Here is a 22300-nt window from a genome sequence, read left to right on the forward strand (position 1 = left end):
CGGAGCCCGTCCGGCGACCGGGGCGAGCCGGTCGCCGGACTGACCCGGGAGCCTACGCCACCGGACAGCCCCTATCCGGCCAACACGTCCGCGAGGAGCCGCGCCGCGCATTCCGCGTCCGCGAATCCCACGTACAGCGGGGTGAATCCGAACCGCAGCACATCCGGGCGGCGCAGGTCCCCGACGACTCCGCGCGCGATGAGCGCGGCCATCACCGGTTCGGCGTCCTCGCACCGCAGCGCGACCTGGCTGCCGCGTTCGGCGTGGGCGGCCGGGGTGACCGAGGTGACGCGCCCTTCGGGGACGTACGCCGCGACGCACTCCAGGAAGAAGTCCGTCAGCGCCAGGGACTTGGCCCGTACCGCCTCGATCCCGACGCCGTCCCACACGTCGAGGGACGACTCCAGGGCCAGCATCGACAGGATGTCGGGGGTCCCGACCCGGCCCCGTACGGCACCTTCCGCCGCCTCGTAGCCGGGGGTCATCGCGAACGGGTCGGCGTGCGACGTCCACCCCGGCAGGGGCGAGTCGAACACCGGCTGGTGGCGGGCGGCGACGTACAGGTAAGCGGGCGAACCGGGCCCGCCGTTGAGGTACTTGTACGTGCAGCCGACCGCCAGGTCCACCCCGTGCCGGTCCAGGTCCACGGGCAGGGCGCCCGCGCTGTGGCACAGGTCCCAGACCGCGACGGCGCCCGCCGCCCGCACGGCGGCGGTGAGCGCGGGCAGGTCGTGGAGCCTGCCCGAGCGGTAGTCGACGTGGTTGAGCAGGACGGCCGCGGTACGCGGACCGAGGGCGTCCGGCACGTCCGCGGGGGCCACCGGGACGATCCGGTGGCCGGTCATCCGGGCGGCGGACGCGGCGATGTAGCCGTCGGTGGGGAAGGTGTGCGCGTCGACGAGGATCTCGTCGCGGCCCTCCGGTGCCAGCCGGGTCGCGGCGACGACGGCCTTGAAGACGTTGACGCTGGTGGAGTCCCCGACGACGATCTGCCCGGCGGCGGCCCCGACGATCGGCGCGATCCGGTCACCGATCCGCTCCGGCGCGGTCCACCAGCCGCTCTCGCCCCAGGACCGGATGCGCAGCTCGCCCCACTCGCGGGTGAGGACCTCCTGGATCCGGGCGGGTACGTGGCGGGGCAGCGCGCCCAGCGAGTTGCCGTCCAGGTAGACGGTGTCGTCGAGCGTGAACAGCTCGCGCAGCGGTGCCAGTTCGTCGGCGGTGTCGAGCGCCCGTGCGCGCTCCTGCAGGTCAGACATGGCTGCGGGCCGTCCAGAGCTCGGGGAACACGTTCTTGGTGGCGCGCTTCTCCAGCCAGGCGACGCCCGCCGAACCACCGGTCCCGGTCTTGGAGCCCATGGCCCGCCGGGTGGCGACGAGGTGGTCGTTGCGCCAGCGCCACACCAGCTCACCGACGTCGGTGAGCGCCTCGCCGAGCCTGACCAACTCGTCGTGCTGATCGGGGTTGGCGTAGATCTCCGCCCAGACGGCCTCGACCTCGGGCGAGGGCTCGTACTTCTGGCTGAGGTCGCGGCCGAGCACGTCCTGCGGGACGGCGTGGCCGCGCCGGGCGAGCAGCGCGAGGGCCTCGTCGTACAGCCCCGGCTCCCCGAGCGCCTTCTCCAGCTCGGCGTGCACGCGGGGCGCGCCCCGGTGCGGCACGAGCATGGACGCGGACTTGTCGCCGAGCAGGAACTCCATCCGCCGGTACATCGCCGACTGGAAACCGGATCCCTCGCCGAGGGCGGACCGGTAGGAGTTGAACTGTGCGGGGGTGAGCTGCGCGAGCGGCGTCCAGGACGCGTTGAGCGCCTCCAGCTCGCGCACGGACCGCTTCAGCGCGTCGCGCGCGACGGGAATCCGGTCCTCGCGCAGGGCGTGCGCGGCGGTCTCCCACTCGTGGACGATGACGGTGAACCACAGCTCCATGACCTGGGTGGTGACCAGGAAGACCATCTCGCCCGGATCGTCGGAGCGCAGGTGCTGGAGGTGGGTCAGGACGTCCGCCTGGACATAGTCCTCGTACGGAGTCGTTCCCGCGAAGTCGAGGTGCGGGGTCTGCGCACCGGTGGCTTCGGGGTCGGGGTGAATCGTCGACATCACTGTCTCCTCGACACGAGCTTCCGGGTAGCGGTCCGCCCCTTCCGTGAGGTGATGGAGCTCCGGTCCCCTGTTCGCATCCTAAACGGCGGCCCCGGGGAGCGCGCAGGCCCCGCGGACGGGGATACGTCTGCGGGGCCTGCGCGGCACGTGGTGCGGGTGGGGTCTAGCCGAGGGTCTCGGCGGCGGTCGGGGAGGAGTCCCGGAGGAACGTCGAGCAGCGCTCGTACTCCTCCTGCTCACCGATCGCCTGCGCGGCGCGCGCCAGGGCGTGCAGGGCGCGCAGGAATCCGCGGTTCGGCTCGTGCTCGAACGGTACGGGGCCGTGGCCCTTCCAGCCGGCCCGGCGCAGTGCGTCCAGGCCGCGGTGGTAGCCGGTACGGGCGTACGCGTACGACTCGATGACCCGGCCGCCTTCGAACGCCTCGTCGGCGAGCTGGGCCCAGGCCAGGGAGGAGGTCGGGTATTTCGCGGCGACCTCGGCGGGAGCGACGTCCGCGGCGAGCAGTTCGCGCGGTCCCGGTTCGTCGGGCAGGTGGGTCGGGGCGGGGCCCCCGAGCAGGTTCTCGTGGATCGACATGGTCCAAGTGTGCCTGGCACCGGCGCCGCCGGTGCGCAAACGGCGGGCACCGGGGCGCAGGGCGGCCTGCGGCCGCTCAGGCGTCGTCCGCCCGGCGTGCCGTTTCGGGGGCCGGTTCCAGCGGCGGGGCGATGACGCCGCAGTTCACCGTGCACTCGGGGCGCGCGGCGTCCCGCACGGCCGCGTGGGGTGTGCGGACGGTCGCCCAGGCGATCAGGGCGCCCACCACCAGCAGCCCGGCGCACATCGGCATCGCGCGCCGGAAGGTCACGGCGAACTCCCCGGCGTCCCGGTAGGCCTCCGGCCCCATCCCGGCGAGCAGCGGCAGCGCGGCCACCGCGATCAGCCCGGCGGCACGGGCCGCGGCGTTGTTGATCCCGCTGGCGAGACCGGCCCGGCCGGTGTCCACGGAGGCCAGGACGGTCGCGGTGAGCGGGGCCACCACGGTGACCAGCCCGACGCCGAGCACGGCGACGGCCGGCAGGACGTCGGTCAGGTACCCGGAGACGGTGTTGGAGCCCGGCCCCACGCGCAGCATCAGCAGCATGCCGGTGGCGGCGATCAGCGGGCCCGCGGTGAGCGGGATGCGGGGGCCGATGCGCTGGCCCAGCTCGCCCGACCTGGCGGAGAACAACAGCATCAGGACGGTCGTCGGCAGCAGCGCGGTGCCCGCGCCGAGCGCCGAGTACCCGGCGACGACCTGGAGCTGGATCGCGGAGAGGAAGAAGTAGCCGCCGAGCGCCGCGTACACGCAGAGGGTGACGATGTTGACGGTGGTGAACTGCCGGGACGCGAACACCGAAGGCGGCAGCATCGGGTGCGCCCGCCGCCGCTCGACCTGGACGAACACGACGCCGAGCAGCACCCCGCCCACCGCGGACCCGATCACCGCAGGGGAGGCGCCCGCCCCCGGCGCCTCGATCAGCGCGTACGTCACCAGCGCGAGGGAGAGCGCGCCGAGCGCCGCCCCGAGGACGTCGAAGCGCCCGCCGGCGTACGGGTCGCGGGACTCCGGTACGTGGCGCAGCGCGATGGGTACGCAGACGGCGGCGAGCGGCAGGTTGAGCAGGAACACCCACCGCCAGCCGGGCCCGTCGACGAGCCAGCCGCCCACGAACGGCCCGACAGCGGCCCCGACCCCGCCGAACCCGGACCACAGCCCGACCGCGCGGGCCCGGTCGTCCGGGTGGAAGCTCGCCTGGATCAGGGCCAGGGAGCCGGGGGTGAGGAGCGCCCCGCCGACGCCCTGGAGGGCACGGGCGGCGATGAGCACGAAGGCGTTGGGCGCGATGCCGCAGAGCAGCGAGGCGAGGGCGAACCACACGACCCCGATGACGAAGACCCGCCGCCGCCCGTACCGGTCCCCGAGCGCCCCGCCGAGCAGGATCAGCCCGGCGAGCGTCAGCATGTACGCGTTGACGGTCCACTGGAGCGCGGCCAGGTCGGTGCCGAGGTCCTCACCGATCCGGGGCAGGGCGACGTTGATGACGGTGGAGTCCAGCATGGCCATGCTCGACCCGAGCACGGTCGTGAGAACGACCCACCGTCCGGCGGCGGAAACAACCCGAATCCCGGGCCCGTCCGCCTCTGACTTCTCCATGCCCCCAGCATCGACGCCACCGCCCCAAGAGGCCACCGGGCAGCCCCGAATCACCCACCGCTCAAGCCACTCAGCCCACCGAATCAACTCCGGCCGGCCGACTCAAGCCCCTCCGGCGATTGAGGAGCGGGGGCCCGGGGGCAGCGCCCCCGAAACCACCCGCGCCCCCACGCCCCGCCGCTACGCGGCGCCCCGCACCGCCTCCACACCCCGGATCAACGCGGCCACCCCCGCCTCCACCTTGCTCCGCGCGCACCCCACGTTCAGCCGCACGAAGCCCTCCGCCCCGTACACGCTCCCCGGCATCACCGCGACCCGCTCCCGCTCGATCAGCACCCGCTGGAGCTCCGCCTCGTCCTCGACGCCCGCCTTCCGCAGGTCGATCCAGGCGAGGTATCCGGCCTGCGGCGGCTCCCACTCCAGCTCGGGGAAGGCCGCGTTCAGGCGTTCCGCGACGAACTCCAGGTTCCCGGTGACGTACGTGCGGACTGCGTCCAGCCAGGCCGCGCCCTCCCGGTACGCGGCGATGTGCGCGGTCAGCGAGAGCACCGCGGGCGAGGCGAGCCCTTCCGCGGTCTCCATCCGGCGCAGGAACTCCGTCCGGTCGTCCTGCCTGCCTATGAGCCCGTAGGAGCCCGACAGCGCGGGGAAGTTGAACGACTTCGAGGCGGACGTGATGAGGGCCCAGCGCCCGTCGCCCGCCACCCGTGTCCACGGCACGTGCCGCCGCCCGCCGTGCACGAAGTCCGCGTGGATCTCGTCGCTGATCACCGCGGCCCCGTGCCGGGCGGCGAGCGAGGCCATCTCCGCGAGCTCGGACTCCGTCCACACCCGCCCGCTGGGGTTGTGCGGCGAGCAGAGCAGCAGCACCTTGCTGTCCGCTCGGGCCAGCTCCCGCTCCAGCGCGTCCGGGTCCCCCAGCGGCACCCCGCGCAGCTCCCGCCCGAGCCCGGTGATCGCCTTGCGGAAACCGTCGTACGTGGGGGTGTGGACGACGACGCCCTCTCCTTCCACCGTCCACATCTGGAGCAGCTGCGACAGCTGGCTGAGCACGGACGGCGCGTACACCAGCCCGCCGGTGTCGACCGTCGTGCCGTAGCGGGTCTCGTACCAGTGCGCGATCGCGGACCTGAAGTCGTCCTGCTGCCAGCTGGTGTACCCGAACACCCCGTGGTCGAGGCGGGTCCGCAGGGCGGCCAGCACCTCGGGGGCCGTCGCGAAGTCCATGTCCGAGATAGTGAACGGCAGCAGCCCGTCCACCCCGAACCGGTCCGCCACCCCGTCCCACTGGACGCACCAGGTGCCTCGGCGGTCGATGACGGTGTCGAAGTCGTAGGACGTGCTCACAGCTGTTACCTCGGATCGTCGTTGCTGCCGGGTGCGGACATGCCGTGGGCCCGGCACCCCAAGGGATGCCGGGCCCACGCACACAGCCGTCCGGGACTACTTCAGCTTGGTGCCGGTGGACCGCAGGTTGGCGCAGGCCTCCGTGACGCGCTTGGCCATGCCCGCCTCGGCGGCCTTGCCCCAGGTGCGCGGGTCGTAGGTCTTCTTGTTGCCGACCTCGCCGTCGACCTTCAGCACGCCGTCGTAGTTGCGGAACATGTGGTCCGCGACCGGGCGGGTGAAGGCGTACTGGGTGTCGGTGTCGAGGTTCATCTTCACGACGCCGTTCTCCAGCGCGGTGGCGATCTCCTCCGCGGTGGAGCCGGAGCCGCCGTGGAAGACGAAGTCGAACGGCTGGCTGCCGGCCGGCTTGCCGTACTTGGCGGAGACGCCGACCTGGAGGTCCTTCAGGAGCTCGGGGCGGAGCACGACGTTGCCCGGCTTGTAGACGCCGTGCACGTTGCCGAAGGACGCGGCCAGCAGGTAGCGGCCCTTCTCGCCCAGACCGAGGGCCTCAGCGGTGCGCAGCGCGTCGTCGACGGTCGTGTACAGCTCGTCGTTGATCTCGTGCGTGACGCCGTCCTCCTCGCCGCCGGTCGGGGTGATCTCGACCTCAAGGATGATCTTGGCGGCGGCGGCCTTGGCCAGCAGCTCCTGGCCGATGGCGAGGTTGTCGGCCAGCGTCTCGGCCGAACCGTCCCACATGTGCGACTGGAACAGCGGGTTCAGACCCTTGGCGACGCGCTCCGCAGAGACCTCGATCAGCGGACGGACGTAGGTGTCCAGCTTGTCCTTGGGGCAGTGGTCGGTGTGCAGCGCGACCGTGATGTCGTACTTGGCGGCGACGATGTGCGCGAACTCGGCCAGCGCGACGGCGCCCGTGACCATGTCCTTGTTGTACTGGCCGCCCAGGAACTCCGCCCCACCGGTGGACATCTGGATGATGCCGTCGCTCTCGGCCTCCGCGAAACCGCGCAGCGCAGCGTGCAGGGTCTGGGTCGAGGTCACGTTGATGGCCGGGTAGGCGAACTTGCCTGCCTTCGCCCGGTCGAGCATCTCGGCGTAGACCTCGGGGGTTGCGATGGGCATCTGTCCGCTCCTTGGGATGTGCGGGTGTGCGTTGCTGGTTCCCTGACCTGGGGGCGACGTCATCGTCGCCCCCATCTTCCCAGACTCCTGGTCCGGCTCCACCCGGCACCTGCCCCCAGTATTCGGGGCAGCCCTCCGCGGACATACGACAAGGGCCGGCTGTTTCACGTGAAACAGCCGGCCCTCGCAAGAAACCGCAGGTCAGGACAGGTCGAGGTCCGCGACCGAGTACACGTGGACATACGGGAGACCGGCCTCGGCGATGGCCGGGGCAGCGCCCCGCTCCACGATCACGGCGACGGCGACGACCTCGCCGCCCGCCTCGCGCACCGCCTCGACCGCGGTCAGCGGCGAGCCGCCCGTCGTCGAGGTGTCCTCGACGACCAGGCAGCGCCGGCCCTTGACCTCGGCGCCCTCGATCCGGCGCTGCATCCCGTGGGCCTTCTGCGCCTTGCGGACGACGAACGCGTCCAGCTCCTGGCCGCGGGCGGCGGAGGCGTGCAGCATCGAGGTGGCGACCGGGTCGGCGCCCAGCGTCAGCCCGCCCACGCAGTCGTAGTCCAGCTCAGCGGTCGCGTCGAGCATGACCTGGCCGACCATCGGAGCAGCCTTGCCGTCCAGCGTGATGCGGCGCAGGTCGATGTACCAGTCGGCCTCCAGACCGGAGGAGAGCGTCACCTTGCCGTGAACGACGGCCTTGTCCTTGATCTGCTGCAGCAGCTCAGCGCGTACGTCTGTCATGGCTACGAGGATAAGGCGCCCGGCAGCACCACGGTTCCGGCGCCCGCCCCGGCCCCCGCCCCGGCTCAGAGCCTGCGCCAGCTCCACGTCGTCGCGATCTCCAGCGGATCGATCGGGGTGACGTAGCGGGGCGCGGTGTTCAGTCCGTTCGGCGGACCGGACTGCGGCTCCACGCAGACCGCCTCGGCCTGCTCGTCGTAGACCACCACCCACTCGGCCCGGCTCTTCACCGTCAGCTCCAGCTGCTCCGGCCAGGTGAGGGTCACGTCGACGCCGTCGGGCATCCCGAAGGCGTCGTCCCACGGGCCGTCCAGCGGCGGGATGCGGCGGCCGGTCGGCAGATGGTCCGCGCCCCGCTCCTCCTGCCAGGCCGCGTCGAACGCGACCCGGACGTCCTCGCCGCCGCCGAGGCTGCGCCGGAACCAGGGGTGCCAGCCTGCCTGCGCCGGGAAGGAGTCCCCGTACGTCTCGATGCCGAACGCCAGCGTGAGCGAGTCCTCCGACAGTTCGAAGGTCTGCGTCACCCGTCCCGGGTACGGCCACGGCTCCGCCAGGTCGTAGTGGAACGAGGCCTCCGTCCCGGTCTCCCGGTCGGTCCGCCAGGCCGTGTCACGGCCCGTGCCGTGGATGGCGTGCGGCGGGGCGGTCAGCGGCATCCGGTGCGATACACCGCCGTTGCGGAACTGCCCGTTCTCCATGCGCCCGCACCACGGCACCATCGGGAAGCAGCCGTACCGCTCCCCCTGCCGCAACAGTTCGGTGCCACCGATCCGCAGGCTGCTGATACGGCAGCCGTTGGCGGGGCTCACGGTCAACTCTGCGTCGCCGGCGGACAGCCGGACGTCCTTCTCGCTGCTGCTCACACGACGACACTACTGGCGCTGCTACCTCCGGCGCCGCAGCGCCCGGCCCACCACCACGGCCGAGGCGAGGGCGAGCGCGGCGGCCGGGGCCACCCAGCGCAGCGTGGCACTCGCACCGGTGGAGCCGGGTGCCGGCACGGGTGCGTACCGGCCGCGCGGCGGAGCGTGGTCGACCTCTTCCGCGCTGCGCCCGATCATGGTGCGCCGGGCATGGGCGGCCTCGGCCGGGGGCTCGTCCGGAACGGTGAACTCGATACCGGCCACCGGGTCCAGCGAGGACGGCGGCACCGACGTGTCGAAGACCGAGGCCCCGTCCGGCAGCGGATCACCCCCGGGCGCCTCGTCGGCGGCGGCGTCGTGCCGGGTCGGGGCCTCCCCGACCCCGGTGTCGTCCGCCTCCTCCGCGGCCTCCTCGATGGCCTTCTCCACGGCGTCCCCGACCGACTGCTCATCGGCACCGGCCACGGAACCGGCCCCGGAGTCCCCCTCCGAGCCGTCCTCGGAGCCGTCCGAGCCGGGCCGCTCGTCCGCACCGGCCCCGTGCTCGGCGAGCGCCTCGGTCACCAGCTGCTGCGCGAACCGGTCCAGCAGGCGGTGGGCCGCGGCGAGCGCTGCCGCCGCCTCCAGCTCCACCAGGCGGCCGTCGCCGCTCACCGTGCCCTCGAAGGTGATCGCCGTACCGCCGTCGTGTTCGGCCAGCCGGACGGCCAGGGCGAGCTTCACCGAGCCGGTGCCGCGCGCCTCCACGCCCTCGCCCGTCACGGAGACGCCGTCGGCCGACTCGGTGAGCCGCAGCGCGCCCCGGTAGGTGATGGTGTGGCCGCCGACCCGTACCTTGAGCCGGCCGGCCAGGGGGCCCGCGGACGCGTCGGCGTCCTGCTGAAGCCCCGGCACACAGCGCGCGACCCGGGCAGGATCGCCCAGCGTCCGCCGCAGGACGGGGACCGGAACCGGAACGAACACCTCATGCTCCATGGAAACCGAGCCTACTCAGCCCCGGCCGTCCCGTCAGCGCTTCGCCCCCTCCGGAACCCCGCTCACGGCTCGTCCCAGTACCTCGGGTGCACCAGGGTCGAGGGCGCCATCCCCGGCAGCCTGCCGGACTCCGCCTGCCGCCCCGCCTCCTGGAGCGCCGGTTCCGTCAGGGACCTCAGCCGGGGCGCCCGCGGGTCCAGACCGAGCGCCGGGGTCCGGCCCAGCCCGGCCAGGACGAACCCCCAGCCGTGCGCCTTCGTATCGTCGCCCGTCGCCCGGTCGGGGCCCGACTCGAAACCGGCGTACCGGCCGCCGATCCGGTAGGGGCGGGTACGCAGCCCCGCCGCCCTCATCGACGCCTCCACCGTCCAGAAGGTGTGCGGCCGGCCGACCGGCGGCCCGCCGTGCACCACCAGCCGGCCGCCCGGCGCGAGGGCCTCGGCGACCAGGCCGTAGAACTCCGCGGAGTAGAGCTTCGTACTGGCCGAGATCCCCGGGTCCGGCAGGTCGGAGATCACCGCGTCGTAGCGGCCGTGCCCCGTCCGCAGCCAGCTGAACGCGTCCCCGGTGACGGCGGTCAGCCGGGGGTCCCGGTACGCGTGGGCATTGAGCGCGGAGAGGGCCCGGTCCGTACGGGCCAACCGGGTGACGGCCGGGTCCAGCTCGACCACCGTGACGCTCCGCACGCCGGGGTAGCGCAGCACCTCGCGGGCCGCCAGACCGTCGCCGCCGCCCAGGATCAGCACCCGGGCGTGCGGGCCGTTCATCACCGGGTGCACCAGCGCCTCGTGGTACCGGTACTCGTCGCGCGAGCTGACCCGCAGCCGCCCGTCCAGGTAGAGGTCGAGGGAGCTGCGGCCCGCACCGGTCAGCACCACCTCCTGGACGTCGGTCTGCATCGCGACCCGCACCCGGTCCCCGTACACCGCCCGCCTCGCCGCCCGCTCGAAGTCGTCGGCCAGCACCGCGACCGTGGCCAGCAGGGCGATCACCGTCACGTTGGCGACGATGAGCAGCCACCGGGACCGGCAGCTGAGGTCCCGCCGGAACACCCACATCACCAGCGCCCCGCCCGCCGCCGCGTTGACCGCGCCGGTGAGCAGCGCCCCGGTGAGCTGTCCGAGCATCGGCAGCAGCAGGAACGGGAACGCCAGCCCGCCGACCAGGGCCCCCACGTAGTCCGCGGCGAACAGATCGGCGACGGCCCCGCCCGCGTCCTGCCGGTCGACGCGCTGGATCAGCGTCATCAGCAGCGGGATCTCCGCGCCGATCAGCACCCCGATGGTCAGTGAGAACCCGACCAGGGCGTACCGCGACTCCCCGATCCAGGCGAACGTCGCGTAGAGCACCAGCGCGGAGGAGCCGCCGACCAGGGCGAGCGCCGCCTCGATCAGTCCGAAGCCGACCGCGGCCCGGCTGCATAAACGTTTCGCGAGCAACGAACCGATGCCCATGGCGAACACCATCACGGAGAGCACGACGGACGCCTGGGTGACGGAGTCACCGATCAGATAGGAGGCGAGCGCGACCAGTTCGAGCTCGTACACCAGACCGCACGCGGCGCAGACGAAGACCGCGGCCAGCACGAGGTACCGGCCGGTCCTCGGCCGTACGGGAAGCCGCGCCGCGCCCCCTCGCAGCGACACCTGCTGGTCGATCATGCCGCGAACGCTACGTCACTGGAGTGTCGCCGCTTGTCACCCACAAGGGTGTAAGTGGTTCCGCCGCAACGGAGTTGCCCCCGTCACAGCACTGCCGCCGGCATCCGCACACCCACCCGGGTGCGCGTCACCACCAACTGCCCCTCCTGCGGGTACGCGTGCCAGGTGCGCCACCGCACCTGTCCCTCGGTCCGCTGGGCGAGCATGGCGGTGAAGGCGTGCGGGCTGCCGGGGAACGTCCCGGCCAGGCCGTGGGGGTGGTCGGAGACGAGCGCGAGGAGCTCCTGCGCGCGCCCCGCGAACGAGCCCGCGCCGAGCGTCTCCACCCGGGCCGCGAACTCGTACTCCCAGTCACCGAGGCGCTTGGAGACGCCGAGGGGCAGCGGGGTGCTGCTGCCGGGCATACAGGCGACGGTCTCTGAACAACTGCCGTCGTCCTCCTCCAGGAGGACCTGATGGGAGGCGCCGAGCAGGCGCAACTGGAGTTGCGCACCGGCGAGATGGAGATCGAGCACGGCGAGCGCCGGGAGCGGTTCACGCCCCAGCGCCCAGGCCAGATCTGCGGCACGGGTGTCGGAATAGGCCGTATGGAGGGTCGTGAGCATGGGTCGGCTCCGCAAACACACATGGACACATGGACAGGGGGGCGTCCCCGAGCGTGATGCACGTGGGAGGTGGGAAGCGCCCGATCAGGTCCAACTGGGGTCCGAGGGCTGAATGTTCTCTCCACTGAGGGAATCACGAACTAAGCCGCACTCGCAGTGTTTTTACCCAACTTGACGTGGTTTCCATCCCCCCGGGGGCCCTCCGGTTCACCTGTTCACCGGTGACTCGCCGCAAGGCCCGACAAAAAGGTGTCCGGCGGGACTCAGGGGCCTCGCGGGCCTCCTGCGAAGCCCGCACCACCCCTGTTCCCGCCGGACACCTCCACCGGCACCGGGCTCGCGTACACCCCGCCCGGTCGCGGACCAGCTGCCCCGTGTCAGCTGCCTCCGCCGCATCCGCCCCCGCCGCCGCACGAAGAACCCCCGCCGCACGAGGACCCGCCCCCGCAGGAATGGCCGCCTCCGCACGAATGACCTCCGGAGTGACCGCCCGAGTGGCCCCCCGAGTGACCGCTGCCGCTGCCGCACGACGAGCCGCCCCCGCCACCCGCCCACCAGCTGCCGCCCGCCGCGCCTCCACCGGCCGCACGACGGCGGCCCTTGCTCCCGGCCAGTGACTTGTTGCGCTTCGTCGTGTCCGCCACCGACGCGACGAGAACCGCCACCGCCATGACCACGAGCACGAGTACCGCACCGATTGCCAGATTCACGGACCTCACGTCCTTCCGTCCCCCGAAGCGAGTCCCCCGCTTCTCACCCGTTTCCTGCGTGCAGGGGGGATGCCCCCGCCCCCGTTCGGCCAAAGCAGACTTGAGCAACTCCAGAGCTTCCGCGCAGGATGGCGGTCATGACACAGGGACGACCGCTGCTCAACCGCCGCCTCGCCGAGTTCGGCACGACGATCTTCGCGGAGATGTCCGCGCTGGCCGTCCGCACCGGCGCCATCAACCTCGGCCAGGGGTTCCCGGACACCGACGGGCCCGAGGAGGTCCGCGAGGCCGCCGTCCGCGCCCTGCGCGCCGGCCACGGCAACCAGTACCCGCCGGGGCCCGGCATCCCCGAACTGCGCACCGCGATCACCGAGCACCAACTGCGGCGCTACGCCCTGGCGTACGACCCCGACACCGAGGTCCTGGTCACCGCGGGCGCCACCGAGGCCGTCGCGGCATCGATGCTGGCCCTCCTGGAACCCGGCGACGAGGTCATCGCGCTGGAGCCGTACTACGACTCGTACGCCGCCTGCATCGCGATGGCCGGCGCCACCCGCGTCCCCGTGACCCTGCGTCCCGAGCCGTCCTCCGGCAGCTACCGGCTCGACCTCGACGAGCTGCGCGCCGCCGTCACCCCCCGCACCCGGCTGCTGCTGCTCAACACCCCGCACAACCCCACCGGCACCGTCCTGACCCGCGAGGAACTCGCCGCGATCGCCGCCCTGGCGTGCGAGCGCGACCTCCTCGTCGTCACCGACGAGGTCTACGAGCACCTGGTCTTCGAGGGCGAACACCTGCCGCTCGCCTCGTTCCCCGGCATGCGCGAGCGGACGGTCACCATCAGCTCGGCCGGCAAGACGTTCTCGTTCACCGGCTGGAAGGTCGGCTGGATCACCGCGAGCCCCGAGCTGGTGACGGCGGTCCGCTCCGCGAAGCAGTTCCTGACGTACGTCTCCGCGGGCCCGTTCCAGTACGCGGTCGCCGAGGCGCTGCGGCTGCCCGACAGCTACTTCGACACGCTGCGCGCGGATCTGCGGGCCAAGCGGGACCTGCTGAGCGCCGGACTTGCCGAGGCCGGTTTCCAGGTCTACCGTCCGGCCGGCACGTACTTCGTCACCACCGACATCCGCCCGCTGGACAGCTCCGGGGACGGCTTCGCGTTCTGCCGGTCGCTGCCGGAGCGGTGCGGGGTGGTGGCGGTCCCGAACGCGGTCTTCTACGACCACCGGGAACAGGGCGCGCCCTTCGTCCGCTTCGCGTTCTGCAAGCGTACGGAGGTGCTGGCGGAGGCGGTCTCCCGGCTGAAGGGCCTGTAGAGCTTCGCGGGCCTGTGACAGAGCCCGGTGGGGTGAACGGTCCGGACGGACCGTTCACCCCACCGGGCTCTCGTGGGACGGGGTGGGGCTCAGGCCTCCGGAGCGTCCTGCTCCGCGCCTTCCGCCTTCTCCTCGGCCGGGGCCAGGCCGAGGCGCTCCAGCAGCCACTTGTCGAACTCGATCGAGGCCCGCACCCAGCTGACCGTCGAGGAGACGAAGTGCTCCAGGCTGACGCCGGTGCCGATGAGCATCTGCGCCTCACCGATCAGGCGGACCGAGGTGGTGGTGTCCTCGGCGCCCTCCTCGGGCTCGTGCGTGTGCGTGTAGACCTTGGGCCACAGGGTGCGGCGGTTCCAGTCGTCGATCGCGTCGAGCAGGACCGGGCGCTGGTCCGTGTCGTGCGGGCGGTCGTAGAACGTACGGACCGAGAAGACCTGCTGCTCGCCCTCACCACGGAACATGAAGTACGTGCGGAAGTCTTCCCACGGCGCCGCGAGGTCGCCCTCGTCGTCGACGACGTACTTCAGCTCCATCTGCTCCAGGAGCTGCTTGACGAGGTCCTGGTCAGGGACGACGGGGCCCTCCGGTCCTGCCGCCTGCGGTTCGGGCTGGCCCCCGAAGTTAGGAATCGAGGACGGATCGATGCTCACCGTAATTTCCCTTCGTGCGGTTGGCTGCCATCCTCTCCCATGCCGGGCGGGGCATGGCAAGCGGGAACGGCCCCGATCCGCCACAAGCTGATATCCAGCCGGTGCGGACCGGGGCCGCCGCTCACCTCGCGGGTGTCCGGGTCAGTTCGCCGCGCCGACGGCCAGACCGTCGCCGTCCCGGTCCACCAGGACCGTGTCGCCGTCCGTGACCTCGCCGGAGAGGATCTCCTTCGCGAGCCGGTCACCGATCGCCGTCTGGATGAGCCGGCGCAGCGGCCGGGCGCCGTACGCCGGGTCGTTGCCCTCCTCCGCCAGCCAGGCCAGGGCGGCCGGGGTGACGTCGAGGGTCAGCCGGCGGTCGGCCAGCCGCTTGGCGAGGCGGTCGATCTGGAGCCCCGCGATATGGGCGAGCTCGTCGCCGGACAGCGCGGAGAAGACCACCAGATCGTCCAGCCGGTTCAGGAACTCCGGCTTGAAGGAGGCCCGCACCACGTCCAGGACCTGCTTCTTCTTCTCCTCGGGCTTGGTCAGGGGGTCGACCAGGTACTGGCTGCCGAGGTTGGAGGTCAGGATCAGGATGGTGTTGCGGAAATCCACCGTCCGGCCCTGTCCGTCGGTGAGCCGCCCGTCGTCCAGGACCTGGAGCAGGATGTCGAAGACCTCGGGGTGGGCCTTCTCGACCTCGTCCAGCAGGACGACGCTGTACGGGCGGCGGCGGACCGCCTCGGTGAGCTGGCCGCCCTCCTCGTAGCCGACGTAGCCGGGCGGGGCGCCGACCAGCCGGGCCACGCTGTGCTTCTCGCTGTACTCGCTCATGTCGATGCGGACCATGGCCCGCTCGTCGTCGAAGAGGAAGTCCGCGAGGGCCTTGGCCAGCTCCGTCTTGCCGACGCCGGTCGGGCCGAGGAAGAGGAAGGAGCCGGTGGGCCGGTCGGGGTCGGCGATTCCGGCCCGGGTGCGGCGTACCGCGTCCGAGACGGCCTGCACGGCCTCGGTCTGGCCGATGAGGCGCCGGCCCAGCTCCGCCTCCATGCGCAGCAGCTTCTGGGTCTCGCCCTCCAGCAGCCGGCCGGCCGGGATGCCGGTCCAGGCGCCGACGACATCAGCGATGTCGTCCGGGCCGACCTCCTCCTTGACCAGCGTCTCCTTGGGCTCCTTCGCGGCCTCCTGCTCGGCCTCCGCGGCCTCGGCCAACTCCCGCTCCAGACCCGGGATCTCCCCGTACAGCAGCTTGGAGGCGCTGTCGAAGTCGCCGTCGCGCTGAGCCCGTTCGGCCTGTCCGCGCAGCTCGTCGAGGCGTTCCTTCAGCTCACCGACCCGGTTGAGGCCCTGCTTCTCCTTCTCCCAGCGGGCGTTGAGGCCGCGCAGCTCCTCCTCCTTGTCGGCGAGGTCGCGGCGGAGCTTCTCCAGGCGCTGCTTGGAAGCGGCGTCGGTCTCGTTCTTGAGGGCCAGCTCCTCCATGTGCAACCGGTCGACGGCGCGCTGGAGTTCGTCGATCTCTACGGGCGAGGAGTCGATCTCCATGCGCAGCCGGGAGGCCGCCTCGTCGACGAGGTCGATGGCCTTGTCGGGGAGGAAGCGCGAGGTGATGTAGCGGTCGGAGAGCGTGGCGGCGGCGACCAGTGAGGAGTCCGCGATCTGCACCTTGTGGTGGGCCTCGTAGCGGCCCTTGAGCCCGCGCAGGATCGCGATGGTGTCCTCGACCGACGGCTCCGCCACCAGCACCTGCTGGAAGCGGCGCTCCAGGGCCGGGTCCTTCTCGATCCGCTCGCGGTACTCGTCGAGCGTGGTGGCCCCGACCATCCGCAGCTCGCCGCGGGCCAGCATCGGCTTGAGCATGTTGCCCGCGTCCATGGCGGAGTCGCCGCCCGCACCGGCGCCTACGACGGTGTGCAGCTCGTCGATGAACGTGATGATCTGGCCGCCGCTCTCCTTGATCTCGGAGAGGACGGTCTTCAGCCGCTCCTCGAACTCGCCGCGGTACTTCGCGCCCGCGACCATCGCGCCGAGGTCCAGCGAGACGAGCCGCTTGTTCTTGAGGGACTCGGGGACGTCGCCCTTGACGATGCGCTGGGCGAGCCCCTCGACGACGGCGGTCTTGCCGACGCCGGGCTCACCGATGAGCACCGGGTTGTTCTTGGTGCGGCGGGACAGCACCTGGACCACGCGGCGGATCTCCTGGTCCCGGCCGATGACCGGGTCGAGCTTGCCCTCGCGGGCGGCCGCGGTGAAGTCCGTACCGAATTTCTCCAGGGCCTTGTACTGGCCCTCCGGGTCGGGTGTGGTCACCCGGCGCCCTCCCCTGCTCTTCTCGAACGCGTCCAGCAGCTTCTTCGCACTGGCCCCCTGCCCGTCGAGGATCTCACCGGCACGGCCGCCCTCGGCCGCGATCCCGATCAGCAGGTGCTCGGTGGAGATGTAGTCGTCGCCCAGCTCCTTGGCCCGCTGCGCCGCGTCAGAGATCACTGCGAGCAGCTCGCGGTTGGGCTGCGGGGGTGCGACGGTCGACCCGGTCACGCTGGGCAGTGCGGACAGCAGCCGCTCCGTCTCGGTGCGGACGGCGATCTGGTCCGCCTCTACGGCGGCCAGCAGATCGACGAGATTCTCGTTGTCCTCACCCGCGAGCAGCGCCAGCAGCAGATGCCCCGGGGTCAGATCGGGGTGCCCGTCCTTCACGGCCCTGCTGGTGGCCGCGTTGATGGCGTCCCGGCTCCTGTTGGTCAGCTCGGCGTCCACGTGCGCTCTCTCCTCCTTGCGACGACTGGCCCGTACTCACTACTGACACGATCAACGTGCACAAAGTTGAGTCTATTCCACTCAAGGCAGAAAGCGGGCCACTCCCGCACCGCCGCACACCCTTGCGCGCTGCCGCGCGCCTCATCTCCGAGTGAACCGGCCGACCGGCCCGCCCGCCACCGCGGAGCGACGGCGGGCTGCCTACGCTGACCCCATGGCAGTCGACGTACGCGATCCCGGCCCCGAGTACCTGGCCTTCTGGCGCGAGCCCCATGTATGCACCCTCACGACACTCCGCCCCGACGGCACCCCGCACGTGGTCCCGGTCTGCGTGACGTACGACCCAGAGGCGGGCCTCGCCCGCATCATCACCGGCAGGCACAGCCGCAAGGTCGCCAACATCCTGGCCGCCGGGCCGGACGGCGCACGGGTCGCGGTCTGCCAGGCCGAAGGACGCCGCTGGGCGACCCTGGAGGGCGTCGCCAGGGTGCGCACGGAGCAGGACAGGGTCGAGGACGCGGTACGCCGCAAGACGGCCCGCTACGGACGCGCGCCGAAGCCCAACCCGGACCGCGTCGCCATCGAGATCACCCTGGACCGGGCACTCGGCCGCGGCTGACCGGCCGGCGCCCTCCGGGCGGGCACAGCACAACGGCGTCACCGTGTTCAGGTCACGGTGACGCCGTTGTGTGGGGGAGTGTCTGAGCGACGTGGAACGACGGGGGATCGCTCAGGCACTGCGGGGGGTGGCGGAGATGGCTTCAGGCTCGAACAGCTGGTGGTCACGCTGTGCGAGATTCACAAAGATCATGTCGTACCGGATGGCGCAGCGCACCTGCTGCGGCGCCCCGCGCGGCTTGCGCAGACAGCGGTAGGCGCGAACCTCGCCGTCATCCTCACGAGCGACGACGACCGGGTCGCCGAACAGAGTGACCATCAACGAATCACCACGGTGGGGGAGTGCCGTGACGAGGTCGATGAAATGCCACCCTGAGCGGTAGGCGGTTGCCATTTCGCGCCTGAAGGTCCGGTCGTCCGGCGGGGTGGTCACAAGTCTGCCCTGTTCTCCGCGGAATTCCCCCAGCCCACGTCGGACTGGTGAAGGTCACCGGCGGCGGCGGGCGCTACGTAGCCCCAGCCGACATCGCCCTGGGCCTGGTCGACGGCAGCGGTTGCCTGCGCATTGCCCCATCCAACGTCCGACGTAGAGCCATGTGCCACGAGCAGCAGTGCAGCAGCCGCGAACGCAGTGCCAAGCACTGACCGAAGCATTCTCTTGTACATAATCGGCTTCGTCCTCACCTGTTGGATTCTCTCCCCCGCTCTTCAGAGACGATGGCTCATTCGGACGCGTCAATGCCACAGGAGCGATGCATCATGTTCCTGAATGTTCAGGACCCTGGGGGGTGGAGTTTTGCCTATAATGGACACGAAACCGACACATACTCATGCGGTCACGAACCTGTGCACCGAGGGTGCGAGGCTGTATGCGGCCGCGCTCAGCGTGGGCCGTCTGGCCCGCGCCGAGGTCAGGCCCGCGCCCTGCCTCGTCCAATTCGGCCTTCTGCTGCCCGATCCGGACGACGCCTCGTGGCTGCGCCCGGTTCCGCCTTCGGCAGCTCTGGCACAGCGTCTCTACCCGCTGGAACGCGAGATCCAGGACCGCAGGCGGACCTCTGTCGAGCTGGCCGAAGCCTTCGAACCGTTCCTGGCCATCAGTGCCCAGAGCCCCGCGCCCACACATGCGATCACGGTGCTTGAAGGCATTGACCGGATCAACGGAGCACTCGACCTGGCCATCGCGGAGAGCCGGACGGAAGTGCTGACCGTCCAGCCCGGAGGCAAACGCAGCGAGGAGGTCCTCAGCGAGGCCCTGACCCGCAGCAAACCTCTCATAGATTCCGGCATCAGCGTCCGCACTCTTTACCAGCACACGGTCCGGCACAGCCAGCGCACGTTCGCCTACGTCGACCTCATGGCGGGCGCCCGGATGGAGATCCGCACGCTCGAAGAGCTCATCGAGCGCCTCATCATCTGCGACGAGACCGTAGCGTTCATCCCCGTCCAGGACGACCTGCCCGTTGCCCTGGAGCTGCGGCACCCCGCACTGGTCGCCTACCTGACGAAGGTCTTCGAACAACTCTGGCGCCGGGCTGTCCCGCTGGACGAGGCCGCTCCGTACGACCCGGCCCGCGACGGCATCACGGGCGTCCAGCGCGCCATCGCCACGCTCCTGATCGAGGGGCACGTCGACGAAGCGATAGCCCGTCGGCTCGGCATGAACGTCCGCACCTGCCGCGCCCATGTCGCCAAGCTGTCCGCGGTGCTGGGAAGCACGAGCCGCGCCCAGCTCGGCTACCTGATCGCCCAGTCGGGAATCCTCGATCAGGACTCCTGAGCGGACGGCACTCCGGAGATCCCCCGCCCCGGGTCGGGCCGGGAGGACTTCCGGCTCCCCCGCAACACCCACAGTGGACCGCGCACTACGCTGCCACCACCGTCATCTTGCTGCACTGCCGAAAGTGGGGGGCACGAATGGGCAGAGATGAGGACACACCGGCGCACGCCCACGAGGACCGCGCCCTGTGCGACACGGCGGTCGGCATCTACACCGAGGCGCTGAGCGCGGGACGGATACCCCGGACCGCCATCGAACCGGCGCCCTGCCTCACCGAGCTGGCGCTGGTCCACCCCGACCCGCAGGACGAGGCCTGGGTACGTCCCGTGCCGCCCTCCGCCGCCCTGGCCCATCTGTTGCAGCCCGTCGTGCGGGAGATCCACGAACGCCTCAGCCTCTCGGCCGCGCTGGCCGACTCGCTGGCACCACTGACGACCGTGGCCAGTACGGACCCCAACCTCGCCATCACCGTCCTCGAAGGCCTGCCCCTGATCGACGCCGCCGTCCAGAACGCGACGGAGAGCGCCACGGAGGAGATCCGGACGCTGCAGCCGGGCAGCACCCGACCGCCCGACCAGCTCCAGAGGGCCCTGTCGCGGGCCAGGCTGACCCTGGAGCGGGGCACCCCGCTCCGGCACATCTACCAGCACCCCGTCCGCTACAACCAGGCCTTCAAGGCCTATCTGAGGCAGATGCCGCCGGGCCTCCTCCAGATCCGCACACTGGAGCAGACGGTCGACCGGCTGCTCGTCTTCGACCACACCGTGGCCTTCATCCCGGCCAACGCCGCGCGCGATGTCGCGCTGGAGATCCGGCACCCCGCGCTGGTCCGCTATCTGATCCAGATGTACGAAGTCCTGTGGGCGCAGGCCATCCCGCTCACGGAGCCGCTGCCGGCCGCCCCGGCCGGCACCTCGGTCACCGCCGTCCAGCTGAGCGTCGCCCGGCTCCTGGTCGAGGGCCACGCCGACCAGGTCGTGGCCGGAAAGCTCGGCATCAGCGTCCGCACCTGCCGCGCCCACGTCTCCAAGCTCATGCACACGCTCAACGCCACCAGCCGCACCCAGCTCGGCGCCCTGCTCGTCAGCTCCGGGATCGCCGGGCCCCGGCCGGGACAAGGCGAGGGCCCGCCGCCCCGCGCGAGCGGGACGACGGGCCTCGGTGAAGCCTGAGCCGAACGAGAAGCACTACTCCTTGGGCCGCTTGGGCCGCCAGACCACCAACGCGCTGGTGTGCTGCACGTCCTGGTACGGCACCAGATCGCGCCGGTAGGAGGCGTGCACCTGGGCCTCGCGCTGCTGGAGCGCCGCGTCCGCGCCGTCCACGGCCGCCGAGAGCTCGGCGATCCGCTGCTGGAGCGCGGCGACCTGGTTCTCCAGCTCGATGATGCGCTTGATGCCGGCCAGGTTGATGCCCTCGTCCTGCGACAGCTGCTGCACGGTGCGCAGCAGCTCGATGTCGCGGGCCGAATAGCGCCTGCCGCGCCCGGCCGTGCGGTCGGGGGAGACCAGGCCGAGGCGGTCGTACTGGCGCAGCGTCTGGGGATGCAGCCCCGAGAGCTGGGCCGCGATCGAGATCACGTACACCGGGGACTCATCGGTCAGCTGGTACGGATTACGCCGGCGGCCGTCCATCTCAAGCTCCCTTCGCTGCCTGGAACAGCTCCGCCCGCGGGTCCTGGTCCGCGGTGGCCTTGCGATAGGCCTCCAGGGCGTCCCGGGCGTCCGTGCCCAGGTCCTTGGGGACCACCACCTCCACGGTGACCAGGAGGTCGCCGCGGCTGCCGTCCTTGCGCACCGCGCCCTTGCCCCTGGCGCGCATGGTGCGGCCGTTGGGCGTGCCGGCCGGCAGTTTCAGGGTGACCGGGGGGCCGCCGAGCGTGGGCACCTTCACCTCGCCGCCGAGCGCCGCCTCCGTGAAGGTGACGGGCACGGTGACCGTGAGGTTGTCGCCCTTGCGGCCGAAGACCGGGTGGGCGTCGACGTGGACGATGACGTAGAGGTCACCGGCCGGTCCGCCGCGCTCGCCCGGACTGCCCTTGCCGCGCAGCCGGATCCGCTGGCTGTCGGAGACGCCCGCCGGGATCCGCACCTGCATGGTGCGGGACGACTTCGCCCGGCCGCTGCCCTTGCAGACGTCGCAGGGGTCCTGGGCGATGAGGCCCCGGCCCTTGCAGTCCACGCAGGGATCGGTGAGCGAGAACCCGCCGCCGGTGCCGCGCGAGACCTGTCCGGTGCCGACGCAGGTCGGGCAGACCCTGGGGGTGCCGTTCTTGTCGCCGGTGCCGGAGCACGCCTTGCAGGGCGCCTGGCTGGACATCCGCAGCGGGACCGTGGCCCCGTCGACCGCCTCGGTGAAGCTGAGCGTCACCTCGGACTCGATGTCCTGGCCGCGGCGCGGCTGCACCCGGGTGCCGGCGCCGCCGCCCCGGTTGAAGAGGCCGCCGAACACGTCGCCCAGGCCGCCGCCACCGCCGCCGAAGCCGCCGGCTCCGCCGCCCTGGCCGGCCCCGCCCGGAGTGCCTCCGAAGAGGTCGCCCAGGTCGAAGTTGAAGTTGCCGCCACCGCTGCCGGGTCCGGGGCGGAAGCCGCCGTTGCCGAAGAGGGCGCGGGCCTCGTCGTACTCCTTGCGCTTCTTGGTGTCACCGAGGATGTCGTTGGCCTCGGAGATCTCCTTGAAGCGCTCCTCCGCCTTGTTGTCACCCTTGTTGGCGTCCGGGTGGAACTCGCGGGCGAGCTTCCGGTACGCCTTCTTGATCTCGGCGTCCGTGGCGTCCTTCGGGACGCCGAGAACCTTGTAGTAGTCCTTCTCGACGAAGTCCTTCGTACTCATCGACGTCCCTCCTTCCGGACGACCGGCCCGGGGCCTCGCGTACGGACCGTGCCGCTGT

20 protein-coding genes are annotated in these 22300 nt (G+C 71.6%); 4 read left to right on the forward strand and 16 right to left on the reverse strand.

What is annotated here, in order from left to right; all coding sequences use genetic code 11:
- Window positions 1-71 precede the first annotated feature (71 nt).
- The 11 genes from kynU to ACFVQ0_RS14825 all read right to left on the reverse strand — a co-directional run bounded on the left by kynU (window position 72) and on the right by ACFVQ0_RS14825 (window position 11600).
- On the reverse strand, window positions 72-1259 hold the full coding sequence (gene kynU, locus ACFVQ0_RS14775) for a kynureninase (RefSeq protein WP_390087984.1): 1188 nt from the start codon (window positions 1257-1259) through the stop codon (window positions 72-74).
- Window positions 1252-2100, reverse strand: coding sequence for a tryptophan 2,3-dioxygenase family protein (locus ACFVQ0_RS14780; RefSeq protein ID WP_390087986.1), 849 nt, complete (start codon window positions 2098-2100; stop codon window positions 1252-1254). Before ACFVQ0_RS14780 ends, kynU begins: the two co-directional genes overlap by 8 nt.
- Before the next feature lie 166 nt (window positions 2101-2266).
- Window positions 2267-2680 (reverse strand): DUF3151 domain-containing protein, encoded by a 414-nt coding sequence (locus tag ACFVQ0_RS14785; RefSeq protein ID WP_390087988.1) that lies wholly within the window; start codon window positions 2678-2680, stop codon window positions 2267-2269.
- Window positions 2681-2756: 76 nt separating this feature from the next.
- Entirely contained in the window at window positions 2757-4280 is a 1524-nt protein-coding gene (locus tag ACFVQ0_RS14790) for an MFS transporter (RefSeq protein ID WP_390087990.1), read from the reverse strand.
- A 180-nt stretch (window positions 4281-4460) separates the two neighbouring features.
- On the reverse strand, window positions 4461-5627 hold the full coding sequence (locus tag ACFVQ0_RS14795; RefSeq protein ID WP_390087992.1) for a MalY/PatB family protein: 1167 nt from the start codon (window positions 5625-5627) through the stop codon (window positions 4461-4463).
- Between the two features lie 96 nt (window positions 5628-5723).
- A complete protein-coding gene (gene fbaA, locus ACFVQ0_RS14800; RefSeq protein ID WP_024494502.1) occupies window positions 5724-6755 on the reverse strand; it encodes a class II fructose-bisphosphate aldolase in 1032 nt (343 codons plus the stop codon).
- A gap of 201 nt (window positions 6756-6956) precedes the next feature.
- Window positions 6957-7496: an orotate phosphoribosyltransferase gene (pyrE, locus tag ACFVQ0_RS14805; protein WP_123525106.1), complete on the reverse strand. Its 540-nt coding sequence runs from the start codon at window positions 7494-7496 to the stop codon at window positions 6957-6959.
- Window positions 7497-7561: 65 nt separating this feature from the next.
- Complete coding sequence (locus ACFVQ0_RS14810) at window positions 7562-8359, reverse strand: aldose 1-epimerase (protein ID WP_390087995.1); 798 nt, start codon at window positions 8357-8359, stop codon at window positions 7562-7564.
- A gap of 21 nt (window positions 8360-8380) precedes the next feature.
- Window positions 8381-9334: an SRPBCC domain-containing protein gene (locus tag ACFVQ0_RS14815; protein WP_390087997.1), complete on the reverse strand. Its 954-nt coding sequence runs from the start codon at window positions 9332-9334 to the stop codon at window positions 8381-8383.
- A gap of 62 nt (window positions 9335-9396) precedes the next feature.
- Entirely contained in the window at window positions 9397-10995 is a 1599-nt protein-coding gene (locus ACFVQ0_RS14820) for a polyamine aminopropyltransferase (RefSeq protein ID WP_390087999.1), read from the reverse strand.
- 83 nt (window positions 10996-11078) lie between these two features.
- The gene (locus ACFVQ0_RS14825; protein WP_390088000.1) at window positions 11079-11600 is read right to left on the reverse strand and encodes a DUF2617 family protein; all 522 of its coding nucleotides are present in this window, start codon (window positions 11598-11600) and stop codon (window positions 11079-11081) included.
- Window positions 11601-12447: 847 nt separating this feature from the next.
- Here ACFVQ0_RS14825 and ACFVQ0_RS14830 point away from each other — a divergent pair.
- A complete protein-coding gene (locus ACFVQ0_RS14830; RefSeq protein WP_390088002.1) occupies window positions 12448-13626 on the forward strand; it encodes a pyridoxal phosphate-dependent aminotransferase in 1179 nt (392 codons plus the stop codon).
- A gap of 89 nt (window positions 13627-13715) precedes the next feature.
- Here ACFVQ0_RS14830 and ACFVQ0_RS14835 read toward each other — a convergent pair whose 3' ends face one another.
- Together ACFVQ0_RS14835 and clpB are read right to left on the reverse strand one after the other, a co-directional pair.
- A complete protein-coding gene (locus ACFVQ0_RS14835; protein ID WP_311304667.1) occupies window positions 13716-14276 on the reverse strand; it encodes a YbjN domain-containing protein in 561 nt (186 codons plus the stop codon).
- Window positions 14277-14417: 141 nt separating this feature from the next.
- Window positions 14418-17012, reverse strand: a complete 2595-nt coding sequence (gene clpB, locus ACFVQ0_RS14840; RefSeq protein ID WP_390088004.1) for an ATP-dependent chaperone ClpB — start codon at window positions 17010-17012, stop codon at window positions 14418-14420.
- 214 nt (window positions 17013-17226) lie between these two features.
- Between clpB and ACFVQ0_RS14845 the strand changes: the two genes are divergently transcribed.
- Complete coding sequence (locus ACFVQ0_RS14845) at window positions 17227-17631, forward strand: pyridoxamine 5'-phosphate oxidase family protein (protein ID WP_390088005.1); 405 nt, start codon at window positions 17227-17229, stop codon at window positions 17629-17631.
- A 111-nt stretch (window positions 17632-17742) separates the two neighbouring features.
- Here ACFVQ0_RS14845 and ACFVQ0_RS14850 read toward each other — a convergent pair whose 3' ends face one another.
- On the reverse strand, window positions 17743-18063 hold the full coding sequence (locus tag ACFVQ0_RS14850) for a (2Fe-2S)-binding protein (protein ID WP_390088007.1): 321 nt from the start codon (window positions 18061-18063) through the stop codon (window positions 17743-17745).
- A 372-nt stretch (window positions 18064-18435) separates the two neighbouring features.
- Here ACFVQ0_RS14850 and ACFVQ0_RS14855 point away from each other — a divergent pair, with 372 nt between their 5' ends.
- Window positions 18436-19410, forward strand: coding sequence for a helix-turn-helix transcriptional regulator (locus ACFVQ0_RS14855; protein WP_390088009.1), 975 nt, complete (start codon window positions 18436-18438; stop codon window positions 19408-19410).
- A gap of 137 nt (window positions 19411-19547) precedes the next feature.
- Entirely contained in the window at window positions 19548-20582 is a 1035-nt protein-coding gene (locus ACFVQ0_RS14860) for a LuxR C-terminal-related transcriptional regulator (protein ID WP_390088011.1), read from the forward strand.
- Window positions 20583-20597: 15 nt separating this feature from the next.
- On the opposite strand, the gene ACFVQ0_RS14865 is transcribed toward ACFVQ0_RS14860, so the two are convergent.
- Both ACFVQ0_RS14865 and dnaJ read right to left on the reverse strand, forming a co-directional pair.
- Window positions 20598-21044 carry a heat shock protein transcriptional repressor HspR gene (locus ACFVQ0_RS14865; protein ID WP_311304662.1) on the reverse strand — a complete coding sequence of 149 codons (447 nt, stop codon included), beginning with the start codon at window positions 21042-21044 and terminating at the stop codon, window positions 20598-20600.
- Window position 21045: 1 nt separating this feature from the next.
- A complete protein-coding gene (gene dnaJ / locus ACFVQ0_RS14870) occupies window positions 21046-22242 on the reverse strand; it encodes a molecular chaperone DnaJ (RefSeq protein WP_390088013.1) in 1197 nt (398 codons plus the stop codon).
- Window positions 22243-22300 lie beyond the last annotated feature (58 nt).

The sequence above is a fragment of the Streptomyces sp. NPDC057900 genome, from assembly GCF_042887885.1.
Lineage (GTDB): Bacteria > Actinomycetota > Actinomycetes > Streptomycetales > Streptomycetaceae > Streptomyces.